The sequence below is a fragment of the Acidovorax sp. GW823-FHT01C06 genome (assembly GCF_058798375.1).
In genome coordinates, this window is the sequence record NZ_JBXAKN010000001.1 from 123,523 (window position 1) to 139,090 (window position 15,568).

The following is a 15,568-nucleotide window of genomic DNA, read 5'->3' on the forward strand; positions in this document are numbered from 1 at the left end:
TCAGGCGGAAATGTGCAGCTGGGCGTCCACGCCCAGCGTGCGGGCGAGCTTCAGCGCGTTCCCGGGCGCATGGGTCTTCATGGTGTTGTCGAAGAAGCAGAACACATTGCGCGCGGCCATGGCGGTGGGGCCGGCGTCTTCTGCGCAGAGCAGCCGCACGTCGGGCGGCACGCCGCCGGCGGCCCACGCGCGGATGCGCCCGGCCCAGGCCGCCAGCTGCGCATCGCTGTAGCCGCTCGCGTACAGCTCCTGGGCGCCGTGCAGGCGCAGGTACATGAAGTCCGCCGTCACATCGCCCACCTCGGGCCAGCGGCCCGCCGTGTCCGCCACCACGAGCGCCACGCCGTGGCGGCGCAGCAGCGCCACCGTCGCCGGCTGGGAGAAGCTCGCGTGGCGTACCTCGAGGGCGTGGCGCATCCGCATCGGGGCCACGGGGCCCAGCCATTCCTTGCCCCGCATGCGGTCCTCGCGTTCATGGGCAAGGCGGGCTGCGGCCTCGGTGTCGTGCGGCAGGTGGCCCAGGAAGGCATCGAGCAGTGCTTCCTCGAAAGCCAGGCTTGGCGGCAGCTGCCACAGGATGGGCCCGAGCTTGCAGCCCAGGGCCAGCGGCCCCGACGCCATGAAGTTCGCGATGGCCGCGCGGGCGTCGCGCAGCCGCAGGACGTGGGTGATGTACCGCGGGGCCTTCACCGTGAAGACGAAGCCCTCGGGGGTGTCGGCGGCCCAGCGCCCATAGCTGGACGGGCGCTGCAGCGCATAGAAGGAGCCGTTGAGCTCGATGCTGGGGAACTGCCGCGACGCGAATTCCAGCTCCCGCGCCTGGGTGAGGCTCGGGGGGTAGAAGCTGCCGCGCCAGGGCGGATAGCGCCAGCCAGATATCCCGATGCGGATCTGTGCCGCAGCCATCGCCATCGTGAGCCTCCTTTCTTTCCGCATCCGCGCGGCGCACGGGCCGACGGCCAGCATAGGTGGCCGTTTGCGCGGGCACAACCCGGGTGCTTGCCACCCTTTGGCGCCGGAAGTTCGCAGGGGGCTACGTGCCGCCCTGCCGCTGCAGCGCAGAGAAAAATGTGTAAACAGGTTCTTACGTCCTTTACAGAGGCTACGCCCGGATTCCCGGTACTGCCGGGTACGCTGGCAGCCACCCGTCCAGAACTATCTGGACCTTTCGGAGAACAGCCATGAGCCTCATCGTTTCACCTTCCAATACCACCCGCTCCCTGGCCGCCGCGCCCGTGGGGGCCTTCGGCGCGGCGCCCTCCCTCAAGTGGCTGTGGGCGGCCATCGGGGTGCTCGGCGTGAGCGTGGTCGCGCTGGGTACGACCCTGGTGGTGCAGAACGCGGGGCCGTCCGCGGCCGATGCGCCGTCGCTGGCCGCTGCCGCGCAGCCCGCCAATGGTGCGCCAGGGGCTGCCACGCCCCCGCAGTCCTACCAGGAGCCACCGCCCGTGGGCAACAGGAACGTTGCCATCCACAGCGTGGCCAACCAGCCGCCGGCCTTGGCGCAGGGGTATGCCGAGCCGTCCCGGCAGCCGCAACAACAACAACCGCTGCGCACCGCCGCGCAGGCACCTGTGTGCGCCACCTGTGGCCGTGTCGAGTCCGTCCAGGCCGTGCAGCAGGCGGCACCCGCCACCGGCGTGGGGGCGGTCGCCGGCGGGGTGCTGGGGGCGGTGGTGGGCAACCAGGTGGGCAAGGGCTCGGGCCGCACGGCGGCCACCGTGCTGGGTGCCGTGGGCGGCGGCTATGTCGGCCACAAGGTCGAAGAGCGCACGCGCACGCAGACGGTCTACCAGATCGCCGTGCGCATGGAAGATGGCTCCGTGCGGCGTTTCACGCGCGCGCAGCCCCCAGCCGTGGGCACGCCCGTGGTGCTGCAGGGCAAGGGCTTCCGCGTGGACGACGGTGCCGCCACGCGGGCGGCAGAGCCCTATCCACGCCCGCAGCCCGGCGCCGTGCGCGTGGCGGACACATATTGATCCACCTCGTTCCCAATGCAAAAAAAGCCCGCTGCCAGCGGGCTTTTTCATGGGCCGGGGGTGGGCTACAGCACCAAGGGGATCTCGGTGGCCGGCGGCGTGTTGCGGCTGCGGCCGCAGCGCACCAGGCCGTCGATCATCACCATGCCGATGCCGGGGATGTCGCCCAGCTGCACGCTTTCGAGCAGCGTGGCGCCCGCCGTGTGCTGGGCGCGGTCCATGAACACGAAGTCCGCCGCGCGGCCCGGCTCGATCAGCCCGCAGTTCAGGTTGCGGATGCGCGCCGTGTTGCCCGTGGCAAAGCAGAACACCAGCTCGGCGGGAATGTCGGCGAAGCTGGAGATCAGGGCGATCATGCGCAGCATGCCCAGCGGCTGCACGCCCGAGCCGGCCGGGCCGTCGGTGCCCAGGATCACGCGGTGCGGGCACTTGAGCTCGATGGCCGCGCGCGCGGCCTGGATGGCGATCTTCTCGTTGCCGTTGTGCACCAGCTCGATGGCGCGCGAGGACTTCTCGCACAGCTCGCACACATGCTTCCAGGGCAGCGAGGTGTGGCCGCCGTTGATGTGGCCGATCACATCCGCATCGGCCTCCAGCACCACGTCCTTGTCGATGAGGCCCGAGCCCGGAATGGACGGCCCGCCCGTGTGGATGGTGCTCTGGATGCCGTGCTTGCGTGCCCAGGCCACCATCTGCTGGGCTTCGTAGCCGGCCTTGACGGAGCCCAGGCCCACCTCGCCCAGCAGCGTCACGCCCGCGTCGGCCAGGTCCTTGAAGTCCTGCTCGGTCATGCCTTTTTCGATGACCGGGGCACCCGCGATCACCTTCACGCCGCCGGGGCGGAAGTTGTCGAACGAGCGCTGCGCGGTGATGGCCAGCGCCTTCAGGCCCACGATGTCCTTGGGGCGGCCCGGCAGGTGCACTTCGCCGGCCGAGACCATGGTCGTCACGCCGCCGTTCATGGTGGAGTCGATCCAGCCGATCTGGTTCTGGCGCGGCGTCCAGTCGCCAAAGACCGGGTGCACGTGGCTGTCGATCAGGCCGGGCGCGACGCAGGTCTTGCGCGCGTCGATCACGGTCTGCGCGTGTTCGGTGTCGCAGTCCTTCTCGCGGCCCACGGCCATGATGAGGCCATCATGAACGACGATGGTGTCGGCATCCAGGATGGGGCGGTCCAGGTCGCCCGACAACAAAAGACCGATGTTCTTGATGACCACTTTGCCCGACTTGCCGCCGGCTGCTGCTTCTGCCATGGATTCTCCTCGTGGGTGGGGGTTCGGGCCCGTTGCGGCCCTCGCTCAGAAAATCGTTGTGTCCGGTGCGTCCTGCGTTTGCCGTACTACTTGCGGAGGTGCGTGCCGAAGATCTTCGGACCTTCGGCCGTCACTTGCCCTTGGGTAGGCTGGGGCCCGGCGCCACGGTGCGCAGCACGCTGTCGATGACGAAGGACTCCCAGTGCGCCAGCGCATCGGGCGTCTCCAGGTCTTCGCCCAGAAAGGCCGACAGCGTGTGGCGGTTGGACATGTAGAAGTAGCCCGTGGCGGCGATCAGCAGGTACACGTCGCGCGCCGACACGTCCTTGCGGAATAGGCCTTGTGCCTGGCCGCTCTCCAGCACGCGGCGGATCACCTCGATGGCGGGCGACGAGTATTCGCGGGCCCGCATCGACTTGGAGATGTGCTTGCCCTTGTGCAGGTTTTCCGTGTTGAGCAGCGTGATGAACTCGGGGTTCTTGCGGTAGTAGCCCACCACGAAGCGGATCACCGCCTGCAGCGCCTCGACCGGCTTGGCGGTGTCCAGGTCGAGCTTGGACTCCGCATCGTTCATGCGCCGGTAGGTTTCCTCCAGCACCTCGATGAACAGGCCTTCCTTGCTGCCGAAGTAGTAGTAGATCATCCGGTCGAACGACTTGGCGGCCTTGGAGATCTTCTCCACGCTGCCACCTTCGTAGCCATAGCGCGCAAACACCTTGGTCGCTGCTTTCAGGATGTTGTCGCGCGTGGTCTGCGCCGCCAGTTCGCGCACCCCCGTCTTTCGGGTGGAAGGGGAGCGGGTGGACGCCGTCCGGGTCTTGGTGGGTGTGGCAGACATGGATGATCCAGGTGAGAAGGGCCGGCCCCGCGGGCCGGCCGGGGGTCACTGCTCCGCGAAGGCGCGTTCGATCACGAAGTCGCCGGGCTTCGTGGTGTTGCCTTCCTTGAAGCCGCGCTCTTCCATCATGTGCTTGAGGTCGCGCAGCATTTCGGGGCTGCCGCAGATCATCACGCGGTCTTCCGCAGGGTTCAGCGCCGGCAGGCCCAGGTCGCGCGCCAGCTGGCCGTTCTCGATCACGGTGGTCACGCGGCCCTGGTGCTTGAATGGCTCGCGGGTGACGGTGGGGTAGTACTTGAGCTGCTTGCTCACGATCTCGCCCAGGAACTCGTGCTGCGGCAGTTCCTGCGTGATGTAGTCGTGATAGGCCAGCTCCTTCACCTCGCGCACGCCGTGCACCAGGATGACTTCCTCGAACTTCTCGTACGTTTCGGGGTCCCGGATCAGGCTCAGGAATGGCGCCACGCCCGTGCCCGTGGAGAACATGTACAGCCGCTTGGCGGGCAGGAGGTAGTCGATCAGCAGGGTGCCGGTGGGCTTCTTGCCCACCACGATGTGGTCGCCCACCTTGATGTGCTGCAGGCGCGAGGTCAGCGGGCCGTCGGGCACCTTGATGGACAGGAACTCCAGGTGTTCCTCGTAGTTGGGGCTCACGATGCTGTAGGCGCGCAGCAGGGGTTTGCCGTTTTCCCCGCGCAGGCCGATCATCGTGAAATGGCCGTTGGAAAAGCGCAGGGCGGTGTCGCGCGTGGTGGTGAAGGAGAAAAGTCGGTCTGTCCAGTGGTGGACCGTCAGGACGCGTTCTTCGAGAAAGGCGCTCATGGTGCTTGGGTCGGGAAAGTTGAAGAAAACAGGGGAAAACTGGCTGAAGTCCGCTCCCGGAGCGCGTCAGAACGCGATATCCAGGCCGGAAAGCTTGTGGCTCACAACCCTCCATTGTTCCGCATCTGGAAGTGGAGGCTTTCTTTTGGTGATTGTGGGCAGGCCCGGGGCCAGGTTTTTGTTGAATTCCAGGAAGGCAGCGAACTCCGCCGGCAGGTCCGTGTCCGCGTAGATGGCATTGGCCGGGCATTCGGGAATGCACACCGCGCAATCGATGCACTCGTCGGGATCGATCACCAGGAATTGCGGCCCTTCCTTGAAGCAGTCGACCGGGCATACGTCGACGCAATCGGTGTACTTGCACCGAATGCATGCGTCAGTGACAACGTGCGTCATATTGGGGCTCCTCATGCACCTTTTCGGGGGGTGCGAAAACACCATTGCGGACCATGGATGATTACGCTACATTCGCGATAAATGTAGTGATCACAACATTTAAGTTAAGTGAATGCTACACAAAATGCACTGAGCGTACAAGCATTTGAAAAGATGCAATGAATGGGCCGCACGATGACTGAACACACCAAGACCGATGGGCTTCCGGGCATGGATGCGCCGGATCTGCCGCAAGTGCTCGAGCGCGCCCGGCCCCGCAATGAGCGCATGAACGCGGCCAAGGTCGAGTGCAATGCGTGCCCGGTGCTGTGCCAGATTTCCGAGGGCCGCGCGGGGGCGTGCGACCGCTACGCCAACCACGCCGGGGTGCTGGTGCGGCTGGACCCGGTGGTGCTGCTGCGCAAGACCCTGGAGGCCGGCGAGGCCACGCTGGTGCCGTTTGCGGCGCGGGCCCAGGCCGCGCAGCAGAGCGGTGCGGATGCCGCCGCAAGCGATGCGGGGAGCGCGCCTTGCACACCGCCCGCGCCCTGGTCGGGCGACCTGCTGCTGAGCGAAGAGGTCTTCGTGACGGGCGTGGGTTCGTCCACCACCTATCCTGACTACAAGCCCGCGCCGTTCATCGTGGGCTCCCAGGTGCAGGGCGTGGACATGGTGACCGTAGTCACCGAAGGCATCTTCAGCTACTGCAGCTTCAAGGTGAAGATCGACACCGACCGCTTCCTCGGCTCCGAGCAGGCCAATGTGCGCTGCAAGGGCGAGGTGGTCGGCCACGTGACCACGGCGGAATACGGCTCGCAGATGCTGTCGCTCGGCGGCGTGCACCACCTGACCGGCGGCACCAAGAAGGAAGGCCGCGTCACCGCCGAGATGATGCAGTTGCTGGGCAACAAGCAGGCCGTGGAGTTCACCATCGACGGCGGCTCGCAGCTCGTGATCCAGGCCGGGCGCGCGCCTATCGTCAACGGCGTGGCCGAGCAGCGCATGCGCGTGGGCTGCGGCTCGGCCGCCATCGGCATCTTCGCGCGCCAGTTTTTCGGCCATGCGGATGAGGTGGTGGTGGTGGACGACCACATCACCGGCGTGTTGACCGAGCACCAGGCTGGGCGCTGCCTGGACATGAAGTCCTCTGGCATCCAGATGCGCGGGCGAAAGTCCACGCCGGGGCGCTATTTCCAGGTGGCGAATCCGGGAACGGGCTGGGGCGGCACCGACATCGCCGACCCGCTGGCCATCATCGAAGGCTGGGACCCCGAGGTGGCATGGCCCGGCCTGCGCCTGCTCATGACATCCACCACGGGCGAGCATGCCTGCTGGTATGTGCTGGACGGGCAGCTGAACCCGGTGGAGGCGCAGATGCCTTCCGAAGTGCGCCGCATCGTGGACCGCATCGGCGAGAACTGCGAGCCCTCGCTGGCTTCGGTGCTTTTCCTCGGCGGCGCGGGCGGCAGCTTGCGTGCCGGCGTCACCGAGAACCCCGTGCTGCTCACCCGCTCCATCAAGAATGCGCTGGTCAATGTGACCTGCGGCGGCGCGCCGGCCTATGTGTGGCCCGGTGGCGGCATCACGGTGATGGCCGATGTGCTGCGCATGCCCGACAACAGCTTTGGCACCGTGCCCACGCCCGCCATCGTGGCGCCCATCGAATTCAGCATGCGCCGCACCGACTACGAAGCACTGGGCGGCCATGCGGGGCAGATCCGCAGCCTGCGCGAGGTGCTGGAGCACGGCGCGTGGCACAACGACGGCGCGCCCCAGGCGCTGGCATGGCAGACGCTGCCGTCCGCCAACCCCTGGCCGCTGGGGCGCCCGCCCCTGCTGGGCTGAGCGGCACCGCCATGCAAGCCTGCCGCAATCCCCTGTCCGACGGCCGCTGGCATTTCCAGCACGGGCCCATGGATCTCGTCATCCAGGCGGAGGGCGCAGCCGATGCCGTGGCCCGGGCCCATGAGCGTGCCTGGGCGCGTTTCGAGGGTCTGCTGCAGGAACTGGTGGACGAGCTGCCCGCCCTGCGCGCGCCGGTGGAGGGGGGCGCCTGTCCTCTGCGCGGCGTGGTCGCGCGCCGCATGTGGACGGCCTGCAGGCCGTACCGCGCAGGCTTCATCACCGCGATGGCTGCGGTCGCGGGGTCGGTGGCGCAGGAGATCCTTGGGTGCTATGCCCAGGACGGCATTGGGCGGGCCTGGGTCAACAATGGCGGAGACATCGCGCTGCACCTGGCCCCCGGGCAGTCGGCCACCGTGGGGGTGTATTCCGACATCGCCGCGCTGGACGCCGCGCAATGGCGCCACGGGCTGGTCCTGGACGGAAAGATTCGCATCGACAGCGCCATGCCCGTGCGCGGCGTGGCCACCAGCGGCTGGCGCGGGCGCAGCCACTCGCTGGGCATTGCCGACAGCGTCACGGTGCTGGCCCGCACGGCGGCCGAGGCCGACGCCGCGGCCACGATCGTGGCCAATGCCGTCAATGTGGATGACGAACGCATCCTGCGCATGCCGGCATGGCGGGTCCACGATGACAGCGATCTGGGTGCCATTCCTGTCACAGTGGATGTTCCGCCATTGCCTGCCGGGCTCGTGCATCGCGCGCTGGGGCAGGGGCTGCAAAAGGCGCAAGAATTGCAGGCACAGGGCCTGCTGTGGTTCGCCCTGCTCGCCTGCCAGGGCCAGTTCGTGGCCACCGCGGCGGCGCAGCCAGCGGCGGATGGCATGGCGCTGCCGGTGGAAATGGCGCCGCAGGCAGAAGTTGGTTCGGTATTTGCTTAACGAATTGCACAGGTTTCCAAAATGATCCAGATACGACGTGTTTTCACCCATCTCGAGGAAGTCCGGCATGAATTCGGGCCCGTGGCCGATGTGCCGCTGCTGCGCGGCGCCATCGGCGCGGTGCTGACAAACCCCTATTCCGGCCGGTATGAGCCGGACATCCTCCCGATGATGGACGCCCTGCAGGATGTGGGGCTGGACATGGCCCAGCGGCTGCTCAAGGCCATGGCCGTGCCCGCCGAGCGCATCGCGACCTACGGCAAGGGCGCCATCGTCGGGGCCGCCGGCGAGCTGGAGCATGGCGCGCTGTGGCACGTGCCCGGCGGCTATGCCATGCGCGAGCTGCTGGGCTGGAAGGGCGACCGCAACGCCTATGCCAAGGGCCAGGCGGAAAAGAAGACCGGGCAGCCCGCCAATGCCCTGTCCATTGTGCCTTCCACCAAGAAGGTCGGCGGCCCCGGCGCGGCGCTGGATGTTCCGCTCACCCACATCAACGCCAGCTACGTGCGCAGCCACTTCGATGCCATCGAGGTGCGCGTTCCCGGAGCGCCCGCGTCCGATGAAATCGTCTTCATCCTCGCCATGACCACGGGCGCGCGCATCCACGCCCGCGTCGGCGGGCTCAAGGCCGCCGACATCAGCCAATGGGACGGCCTGCGCTGAAGGCGCCAGGCCCACTGCCGCATCCACAAGAAAACCAAGGAGCAACACATGCCAGCCAAGATCCGGAAAATCGTTGTCCAGACGGATGAAGTCCGCGTGGAGATGGGGCGCGACGTGCAGCCCCCCGTGCGCAAGGCCCTCGCCATGGCCGTGATCGACAACCCCTTTGCGGGCCGCTATGTCGAGAACCTCGACGAGCTGGTGGCCATCGGCGAGGAGCTGGGGGCCCTGCTGGGCGCCCGCTGCGTCGCCGCGCTGGGCATCGAGCCGGGCCAGGCGCAGAGCTATGGCAAGGCCGCCATCGTGGGCGAGGCGGGGGAACTGGAGCACGCCGCCGCCATCCTGCACCCCAAGCTGGGCGCCCCGCTGCGCGTGGCGGTGGAAAAAGGCGCCGCGCTGGTGCCGTCGAGCAAGAAGATCGGTGGCCTGGGCACGGCCATCGACGTGCCCCTGGGCCACAAGGACGCGGCCTACGTGCGCAGCCATTTCGACGCCATGGAGGCCCGCGTGGCCGACGCGCCGCGGGCCAACGAAATCGTCGTCGCCGTCGTCGTGACGGACAGCGGCCGGCCGCTGCCCCGCGTGGGCGGCCTCAAGGCGTCCGAAATCCAGGGTACGGACGGGCTGCGCTGAGCGCGGTCCCCGGCACTACCATCACCCACCACCATCCCCCCCTGTCTCCCCAACCCACCTTTCAGGAGTTTCCCCATGACGATGCGACGAAACCTCATGCGTGCCACGGCTGCGGCCGCGCTGGCCATCACGCTGGCCCCTGTGCACGCCCAGGATGTCATCAAGATTGGCGAGATCAACAGCTACAAGGCGCAGCCCGCCTTCCTGGAGCCCTACAAGAAAGGCATGGAGCTGGCCGTTGACGAGATCAATGCCGCGGGCGGCGTGCTGGGCAAGAAGGTCCAGCTGGTCATCCGCGATGACAACGGCAACCCCGGCGACGCGGTCCGGGCCGCCGAGGAGCTGGTGTCCCGCGAGAAGGTCGATGTGCTCACGGGGTCCTTCCTGTCGCACGTGGGGCTGGCGCTGACGGACTTCGCTAAGCAAAAGAAATTCTTCTTCCTGGCCGGCGAGCCGCTGACCGACAAGATCGTGTGGCAGAACGGCAACCGCTACACCTACCGCCTGCGCCCCTCCACGTACATGCAGGTGTCGATGATGGTGCCCGAGGCCGTCGCCCTGAAGAAGAAGCGCTGGGCGCTGGTCTACCCCAACTATGAATACGGCCAGTCGGCCGTGGCCACCTTCAAGCAGCTGCTCAAGGCGGCCCAGCCCGATGTGGAATTCGTCGTCGAGCAGGCGCCGCCGCTGGGCAAGGTCGACTCGGGCAGCGTGGTGCAGGCCCTGGCCGATGCCAAGCCCGATGCGATCTTCAACGTGCTCTTCGGTGCCGACCTCTCCAAGTTCGTGCGCGAAGGCAACACGCGGGGCCTGTTCAAGGACCGTGAGGTGGTCAGCCTGCTGACGGGCGAACCGGAGTACATGGACCCGCTCAAGGACGAGGCGCCCAACGGCTGGATCGTCACGGGATACCCCTGGTACGGCATCCAGACGCCCGAGCACAAGGCCTTCCAGACGGCCTACCAGGGCAAGTTCAACGACTACCCGCGCCTGGGCTCCATCGTGGGCTACAGCGCCATCAAGTCGCTGGCCGAGGGCATGAAGAAAGCCGGCTCCACCGACACCGAAAAGCTCGTGGCCGCGTTCAAGGGCCTGCAGGTGCCCACACCCTTCGGCCCCATCGTCTACCGGGCCGAAGACAACCAGTCCACCATGGGCGGCTACGTGGGCCGCACCAAGAACGAGGGCGGCAAGGGCGTGATGGTGAACTACCGCTACGTGGACGGCAGCAAGGTGCAGCCCAGCAACGACGAAGTCAAGAAGATGCGCCCCGCGGATTGAGTCGCAACCCTCCCTGAGACGCTTCGCGTCTTCCCTCTTCTGCCGTGCTGTGCGCGGGAAGGGGGCGCCGCCCCCGCTGCGGGGCGGCCCTTGCTCGGCTGCCCTGGCCTGGGGTGCGCCAGTTTCATAGGCTGTGGGCGGCGCGTAGGTAGCGCCGTGGAGACCTGAGATGGGTTTTTCGAGTTTTATCGTTCAGCTGCTCAACGGATTGGCGGGGGCTTCCTCGCTGTTCCTGGTGGGCGCCGGGCTCTCGCTGATCTTCGGCGTCACGCGCATCGTGAATTTCGCGCATGGCTCGTTCTTCATGGTGGGCATCTACGTCGCCTACTCGCTGGTGGCCAAGCTGGGCACGGGCCTGGGTTTCTGGCCCGCGCTGCTGCTGTCGGCCGTGGTGGTCGGCGCGCTCGGCGCCCTGGTCGAGGTGGTGCTGCTGCGCCGCATCTACAAGGCGCCCGAACTGTTCCAGCTGCTGGCCACCTTCGCGCTCGTGCTGGTGATCAAGGATGCCGCGCTCTGGATCTGGGGCCCCGAGGAGCTGCTCGGCCCGCGCGCGCCGGGCCTGTCGGGCTCGGTGGACATCCTGGGGCGGCAATTCCCCTCGTATGACCTGTTCCTGATCGTGGTGGGGCCGGTGGTGCTGGGCCTTTTGTGGCTGCTGCTCACCCGCACCCGCTGGGGCACGCTGGTGCGCGCCGCCACGCAGGACCGCGAGATGGTCAGCGCGCTGGGCGTGAACCAGGCCTGGCTGTTCACGGCGGTGTTCGCGCTCGGCGCCCTGCTGGCGGGCCTGGGTGGCGCGCTGCAGCTGCCGCGCGAACCCGCCACGCTGGAGATGGACCTGAACACCATCGGCGCCGCGTTCGTGGTGGTGGTGGTGGGCGGCATGGGGTCCATCCCGGGCGCCTATGTGGCGGCCCTGCTGATCGCGGAGATCAAGGCCGTGTGCATCTGGCTGGGCGTGGTGGAGATCCTCGGCTACAGCGTCTCCTTCTCCAAGCTCACCCTGGTGGTGGAGTTCCTCGTGATGGCGGTGGTGCTGGTGGTGCGCCCCTGGGGACTGATGGGCCGTCCGCAGGGCGTGAGCCGCAACACGGGCCTGCCGGAGACACCGCTGCGCGCGCCCGACCGCTGGTTCAAGCTCGGCGGCGTGGCCCTGGTGGCCGTGCTGGTGCTGCTGCCGCTGCTCACGGCCGGCTCGCCGTACCTCACCGTGCTGTTCATCGACCTCTTGATCGCCGCGCTGTTCGCGGCCAGCCTGCACTTCATCATGGGCCCGGCGGGCATGCACTCGTTCGGCCATGCGGCCTACTTTGGCCTGGGTGCCTACGCGGCGGCGCTGCTGGTGCGCTCCGCGGGCATTCCCATGGAGCTGGCCCTGGTGCTGGCACCGCTCGCGGCCGCGGCGGGCGCGCTCATCTACGGCTGGTTCTGCGTGCGGCTGTCGGGTGTGTACCTGGCCATGCTCACGCTGGCCTTCGCGCAGATCACCTGGGCCATCTGCTACCAGTGGGACGGCTTCACCGGCGGCAGCAACGGCCTCACCGGCGTGTGGCCGGCGGCCTGGCTGTCGGACAAGCGCAACTACTACTACCTCACGCTGGCACTGGTCGTGGGGGGCGTGCTGCTGCTGCGCCGCATCCTGTTCTCGCCGTTCGGCTATGCGCTGCGCGCAGGCCGTGATTCGGTGCTGCGCGCCGATGCCATCGGCATCGACGTCAAGCGCATGCAGTGGACGGCCTTCGTGATCGCCGGGCTGTTCGCGGGCCTGGGCGGCGCGCTGTTCGCGTTTTCCAAGGGCAGCATCTCGCCCGAGACGCTGCACGTGGGCCGGTCGGTCGATGGCCTGGTGATGGTGCTGCTGGGCGGCATCCAGACACTGGCGGGCCCCGTGGTGGGCGCCGTCACGTTCACCTGGCTGCACGACACCGTGGCGCGCAACACCGATTACTGGCGCGCCATGCTGGGCGCCATCATCCTGATCCTGGTGCTGCTGTTCCCCCAGGGCATTGCGGGGGCCATCAAGCAGCTCTTCGACAACCGGCGCGAAGCCGATATCAACAAGCAGGAGGGCAAGGCATGAGCTTGCTCAAAGTCACGGGCCTGGGCAAGTCCTTTGGCGGCGTCAAGGCCGTCGATGGCATCCATTTCGAGCTGGCCGCCGGCGAACTGCTGGCACTCATCGGCCCCAACGGCGCCGGCAAGTCCACCACCTTCAACATGGTCAACGGCCAGCTGGCGGCGGACGCGGGATCGATCCAGCTCCACGGCCAGGAGCTCGTGGGCCGCAAGCCGCGCGACATCTGGCGCATGGGCGTGGGCCGCACCTTCCAGATCGCAGAAACCTTCGCCTCCCTCACCGTGGTGGAGAACGTGCAGATGGCGCTGATCTCCCACGACAGCCGCCTTTTCGCGATGTGGCGCAAGGCGGCCGACCACAAGCGAGAAGAAGCCCTGGCGCTGCTGGACCAGGTGGGCATGAAGTCCCAGGCCGACCGCCCCTGCAGCGTGCTGGCCTATGGCGATGTGAAGCGCGTGGAGCTGGCCATCGCCATGGCCAACGCGCCCAAGCTGCTGCTCATGGACGAGCCCACGGCCGGCATGGCGCCCAAGGAGCGCAACGAACTCATGGCGCTCACCAAGCAGCTCGTGATCGACCGCGGCATGGCCGTGCTGTTCACCGAGCACAGCATGGACGTGGTGTTCGCGTACGCCGACCGCATGATCGTGCTGGCGCGCGGGCGGCTCATCGCCGAGGGCAAGCCCCTGGAGCTGCGCGACCACCCCAAGGTGCAGGAGGTGTACTTCGGCACCGGCAAGACCTTCGAGAAGAAAACGGCAGCCGCTGCTGCGGAGGCCGCATGAGCATGACGACCAACGAAACCAAAGAAGTGCTGCTGCAGGCCCAGGGGCTGCAGGCCTGGTACGGCGCCGCGCAGATCCTGTACGACGTGGATCTGGACGTCCGCCGGGGCGAGGTCGTGGCCCTGATGGGCCGCAACGGCGCGGGCAAGTCCACCACGCTCAAGACGCTGATGGGCATGCTCGCCAAGCGCAAGGGCCAGATCCGGTTCATGGGCCAGGACATCTCCAGGAGCGACCCGCACGATGCGGCGCGCCTGGGCCTGGGCTTCGTGCCCGAGGACCGCCGCGTGTTCACCGACCTCACGGTGATGGAAAACCTGGAGGTGGGGCGCCAGCCCGCCCGCAGCTGGCCCGATGGCACGGCAGCCCCGGTGTGGACACCCGAGCGTCTCTTCAAGCTGTTCCCCAACCTGGGCGAAATGCCCCAGCGCCCGGGCGGGCGCATGAGCGGCGGCGAACAGCAGATGCTGACCGTGGCCCGCACGCTCATGGGCAACCCCTACCTGGTGCTGCTGGACGAACCCTCCGAAGGCGTGGCGCCCGTGATCGTGGAGCAGATGGCGCACATGATCCTGGAGCTCAAGGAACAGGGCGTGAGCATCCTGCTGTCCGAGCAGAACATGCACTTTGCCGAACTGGTGTCCGACCGCGCCTATGTGCTGGAGAAGGGGCAGATCCGCTACCAGGCCACGATGGCGGAGCTGGCGGCGAACGAAGAGGTTCGCCGCGCCTACCTCAGCGTATAGCACCATGGCCGCTGCCCGCCCGCCCATGGCGCGGCCAGGGCCCGGGGTGGCGGCTATGACGGATTCACAACACCTCGCGGAAATGGTTGCACAGCCGCTTCGCTTGCAGGGAAACTTGCGCCTTTGATGTAAGGAGCGTTTCATGAAGTTTCGTGGGATGGAGGATGGGAGCATCGACCGCCGGGTGGTGCTGACGGCCCTGGCCGCCGCCGCTCTGGGAGCCGCTGGCCCGGCAGCGGCCGAGACCGGGGTGACGGACACCCGCATCAAGGTGGGGCAGTCGGCCGTTTTCACGGGGCCGGCCAAGGATTTCGGGGTGGACTACAAGGCCGGCATCGTGCTGGCGTTCGACAAGGCCAACAAGACCGGCGGGGTGCACGGGCGTGCGCTGGAACTCGTCTCGCACGACGACGCCTATGAGCCCAAGAAGACCGCCGAGAACACCACGCGCCTCATCGAGGAGGACAAGGTGTTCGCGCTGATCGGCTACGTGGCCACGGGCAACCTGATCGCGGCCATGCCCATCGCCGAGAAGGCGGGCGTGCCCATGTTCGCGCCGCTGGTGGGCACGACCTCGTTCCGCACCAACCACAACCGCCACCTGTTCCACGTGCGCGCCAGCTACGAGACCGAGCTGCGCAAGATCGTGGGCCACCTGGCCACCCTGGGCATCAACAACATTGCCGTCATCTACCAGAACAGCGCGTTCGGCAAGTCCAACCTCGAGACCTGCCTGCAGATCGCGCAGGGCCTGAAGGTGAAGGTGGTGGAATCCGTGCCCATGGAGATCGCCGCCACCGACGCCAAGCCCCAGGTTGCCGCGCTCACCAAGGCCCAGCCCGGTGCCGTGGTGATGATCATGGCCGGCAAGATGGTGGAAGTGTTCCTGCGCGACTACCGTGCCAGCGGCAGCGCGGCGCCGCTGTACACCATCTCCGTCGGCATCACCGACGCGCCGGGATCTGCGCAGCGCCTGAACGGCGGCATCGAAGGGCTGGTGACCGCCAGCATTGTGCCGTCGCCCCAGTCCAGCCGCATGCCCATCGTGGCGGACTACCGCAAGGACCGCGCTGACGCCGGCGAGAAGATCGACAGCTACACCATGCTGGAAGGCTACATCGCCGCGCGCGTGTTCGTCGAAGGCCTCAAGCGCGCGGGCCGCAACCTCACGCGCGATGGCTTCATCAAGGCCATGGAGGACATGGGGACGACCAAGCTCGGCGACTTCCCGCTGCAATACGGCCCGGGCAACCACAATGGCTCCAACTTCGTGGACCTGGAGATGTACACGCGCTCGGGCACCTTGAAGCGCTGAAGGCCAGGAGTCCGTTCG

General features: G+C 67.5%; 15 protein-coding genes. 10 read left to right on the forward strand and 5 right to left on the reverse strand.

The features are described from left to right. Positions 1 to 912 carry a DUF72 domain-containing protein gene (locus AC1RCS_RS00560; protein ID WP_492244768.1) on the reverse strand — a complete coding sequence of 304 codons (912 nt, stop codon included), beginning with the start codon at positions 910 to 912 and terminating at the stop codon, positions 1 to 3. 269 nt (positions 913 to 1,181) lie between these two features. Here AC1RCS_RS00560 and AC1RCS_RS00565 point away from each other — a divergent pair, with 269 nt between their 5' ends. Next, positions 1,182 to 1,979, forward strand: coding sequence for an outer membrane lipoprotein (locus tag AC1RCS_RS00565; RefSeq protein ID WP_492244767.1), 798 nt, complete (start codon positions 1,182 to 1,184; stop codon positions 1,977 to 1,979). 65 nt (positions 1,980 to 2,044) lie between these two features. Here the strand turns inward: AC1RCS_RS00565 and AC1RCS_RS00570 are convergent, their stop codons facing one another. The 4 genes from AC1RCS_RS00570 to fdxA form a co-directional block, all read right to left on the reverse strand. After that, the gene (locus tag AC1RCS_RS00570) at positions 2,045 to 3,232 is read right to left on the reverse strand and encodes an amidohydrolase family protein (RefSeq protein WP_492244766.1); all 1,188 of its coding nucleotides are present in this window, start codon (positions 3,230 to 3,232) and stop codon (positions 2,045 to 2,047) included. A 130-nt stretch (positions 3,233 to 3,362) separates the two neighbouring features. Further along, entirely contained in the window at positions 3,363 to 4,070 is a 708-nt protein-coding gene (locus AC1RCS_RS00575; protein WP_492244765.1) for a TetR/AcrR family transcriptional regulator, read from the reverse strand. Between the two features lie 45 nt (positions 4,071 to 4,115). After that, on the reverse strand, positions 4,116 to 4,892 hold the full coding sequence (locus tag AC1RCS_RS00580) for a ferredoxin--NADP reductase (RefSeq protein WP_218296579.1): 777 nt from the start codon (positions 4,890 to 4,892) through the stop codon (positions 4,116 to 4,118). Positions 4,893 to 4,958: 66 nt separating this feature from the next. Next, positions 4,959 to 5,288, reverse strand: a complete 330-nt coding sequence (gene fdxA / locus AC1RCS_RS00585) for a ferredoxin FdxA (protein WP_218296580.1) — start codon at positions 5,286 to 5,288, stop codon at positions 4,959 to 4,961. A 174-nt stretch (positions 5,289 to 5,462) separates the two neighbouring features. Here fdxA and AC1RCS_RS00590 point away from each other — a divergent pair, with 174 nt between their 5' ends. The 9 genes from AC1RCS_RS00590 to AC1RCS_RS00630 all read left to right on the forward strand — a co-directional run bounded on the left by AC1RCS_RS00590 (position 5,463) and on the right by AC1RCS_RS00630 (position 15,550). Then, on the forward strand, positions 5,463 to 7,112 hold the full coding sequence (locus AC1RCS_RS00590) for a 6-hydroxynicotinate reductase (protein ID WP_492244764.1): 1,650 nt from the start codon (positions 5,463 to 5,465) through the stop codon (positions 7,110 to 7,112). An 11-nt stretch (positions 7,113 to 7,123) separates the two neighbouring features. Continuing rightward, positions 7,124 to 8,050 (forward strand): UPF0280 family protein, encoded by a 927-nt coding sequence (locus AC1RCS_RS00595; protein ID WP_492244763.1) that lies wholly within the window; start codon positions 7,124 to 7,126, stop codon positions 8,048 to 8,050. 21 nt (positions 8,051 to 8,071) lie between these two features. Continuing rightward, entirely contained in the window at positions 8,072 to 8,713 is a 642-nt protein-coding gene (locus tag AC1RCS_RS00600; protein WP_218296583.1) for an amino acid synthesis family protein, read from the forward strand. A gap of 48 nt (positions 8,714 to 8,761) precedes the next feature. Then, entirely contained in the window at positions 8,762 to 9,346 is a 585-nt protein-coding gene (locus tag AC1RCS_RS00605) for an amino acid synthesis family protein (protein ID WP_492244762.1), read from the forward strand. Positions 9,347 to 9,421: 75 nt separating this feature from the next. Next, the gene (locus tag AC1RCS_RS00610) at positions 9,422 to 10,627 is read left to right on the forward strand and encodes an ABC transporter substrate-binding protein (RefSeq protein ID WP_218339177.1); all 1,206 of its coding nucleotides are present in this window, start codon (positions 9,422 to 9,424) and stop codon (positions 10,625 to 10,627) included. A gap of 169 nt (positions 10,628 to 10,796) precedes the next feature. Beyond that, entirely contained in the window at positions 10,797 to 12,707 is a 1,911-nt protein-coding gene (locus AC1RCS_RS00615; protein WP_218296586.1) for an ABC transporter permease, read from the forward strand. Then, entirely contained in the window at positions 12,704 to 13,489 is a 786-nt protein-coding gene (locus AC1RCS_RS00620) for an ABC transporter ATP-binding protein (RefSeq protein ID WP_218296587.1), read from the forward strand. The genes AC1RCS_RS00615 and AC1RCS_RS00620 overlap by 4 nt, the downstream gene beginning before the upstream one ends. Continuing rightward, complete coding sequence (locus AC1RCS_RS00625; protein ID WP_218296588.1) at positions 13,486 to 14,235, forward strand: ABC transporter ATP-binding protein; 750 nt, start codon at positions 13,486 to 13,488, stop codon at positions 14,233 to 14,235. Before AC1RCS_RS00620 ends, AC1RCS_RS00625 begins: the two co-directional genes overlap by 4 nt. A gap of 142 nt (positions 14,236 to 14,377) precedes the next feature. Beyond that, on the forward strand, positions 14,378 to 15,550 hold the full coding sequence (locus tag AC1RCS_RS00630; RefSeq protein WP_492244761.1) for an ABC transporter substrate-binding protein: 1,173 nt from the start codon (positions 14,378 to 14,380) through the stop codon (positions 15,548 to 15,550). The last annotated feature ends 18 nt before the right edge of the window (positions 15,551 to 15,568 follow it).

Coding starts and splice junctions, on each gene's coding strand:
- AC1RCS_RS00560 (WP_492244768.1), bottom strand. CDS start 912: ATGGCGATGGCTGCGGCACAGATCCGCATCGGGATATCTGGCTGGCGC.
- AC1RCS_RS00565 (WP_492244767.1), top strand. CDS start 1,182: ATGAGCCTCATCGTTTCACCTTCCAATACCACCCGCTCCCTGGCCGCC.
- AC1RCS_RS00570 (WP_492244766.1), bottom strand. CDS start 3,232: ATGGCAGAAGCAGCAGCCGGCGGCAAGTCGGGCAAAGTGGTCATCAAG.
- AC1RCS_RS00575 (WP_492244765.1), bottom strand. CDS start 4,070: ATGTCTGCCACACCCACCAAGACCCGGACGGCGTCCACCCGCTCCCCT.
- AC1RCS_RS00580 (WP_218296579.1), bottom strand. CDS start 4,892: ATGAGCGCCTTTCTCGAAGAACGCGTCCTGACGGTCCACCACTGGACA.
- fdxA (WP_218296580.1), bottom strand. CDS start 5,288: ATGACGCACGTTGTCACTGACGCATGCATTCGGTGCAAGTACACCGAT.
- AC1RCS_RS00590 (WP_492244764.1), top strand. CDS start 5,463: ATGACTGAACACACCAAGACCGATGGGCTTCCGGGCATGGATGCGCCG.
- AC1RCS_RS00595 (WP_492244763.1), top strand. CDS start 7,124: ATGCAAGCCTGCCGCAATCCCCTGTCCGACGGCCGCTGGCATTTCCAG.
- AC1RCS_RS00600 (WP_218296583.1), top strand. CDS start 8,072: ATGATCCAGATACGACGTGTTTTCACCCATCTCGAGGAAGTCCGGCAT.
- AC1RCS_RS00605 (WP_492244762.1), top strand. CDS start 8,762: ATGCCAGCCAAGATCCGGAAAATCGTTGTCCAGACGGATGAAGTCCGC.
- AC1RCS_RS00610 (WP_218339177.1), top strand. CDS start 9,422: ATGACGATGCGACGAAACCTCATGCGTGCCACGGCTGCGGCCGCGCTG.
- AC1RCS_RS00615 (WP_218296586.1), top strand. CDS start 10,797: ATGGGTTTTTCGAGTTTTATCGTTCAGCTGCTCAACGGATTGGCGGGG.
- AC1RCS_RS00620 (WP_218296587.1), top strand. CDS start 12,704: ATGAGCTTGCTCAAAGTCACGGGCCTGGGCAAGTCCTTTGGCGGCGTC.
- AC1RCS_RS00625 (WP_218296588.1), top strand. CDS start 13,486: ATGAGCATGACGACCAACGAAACCAAAGAAGTGCTGCTGCAGGCCCAG.
- AC1RCS_RS00630 (WP_492244761.1), top strand. CDS start 14,378: ATGAAGTTTCGTGGGATGGAGGATGGGAGCATCGACCGCCGGGTGGTG.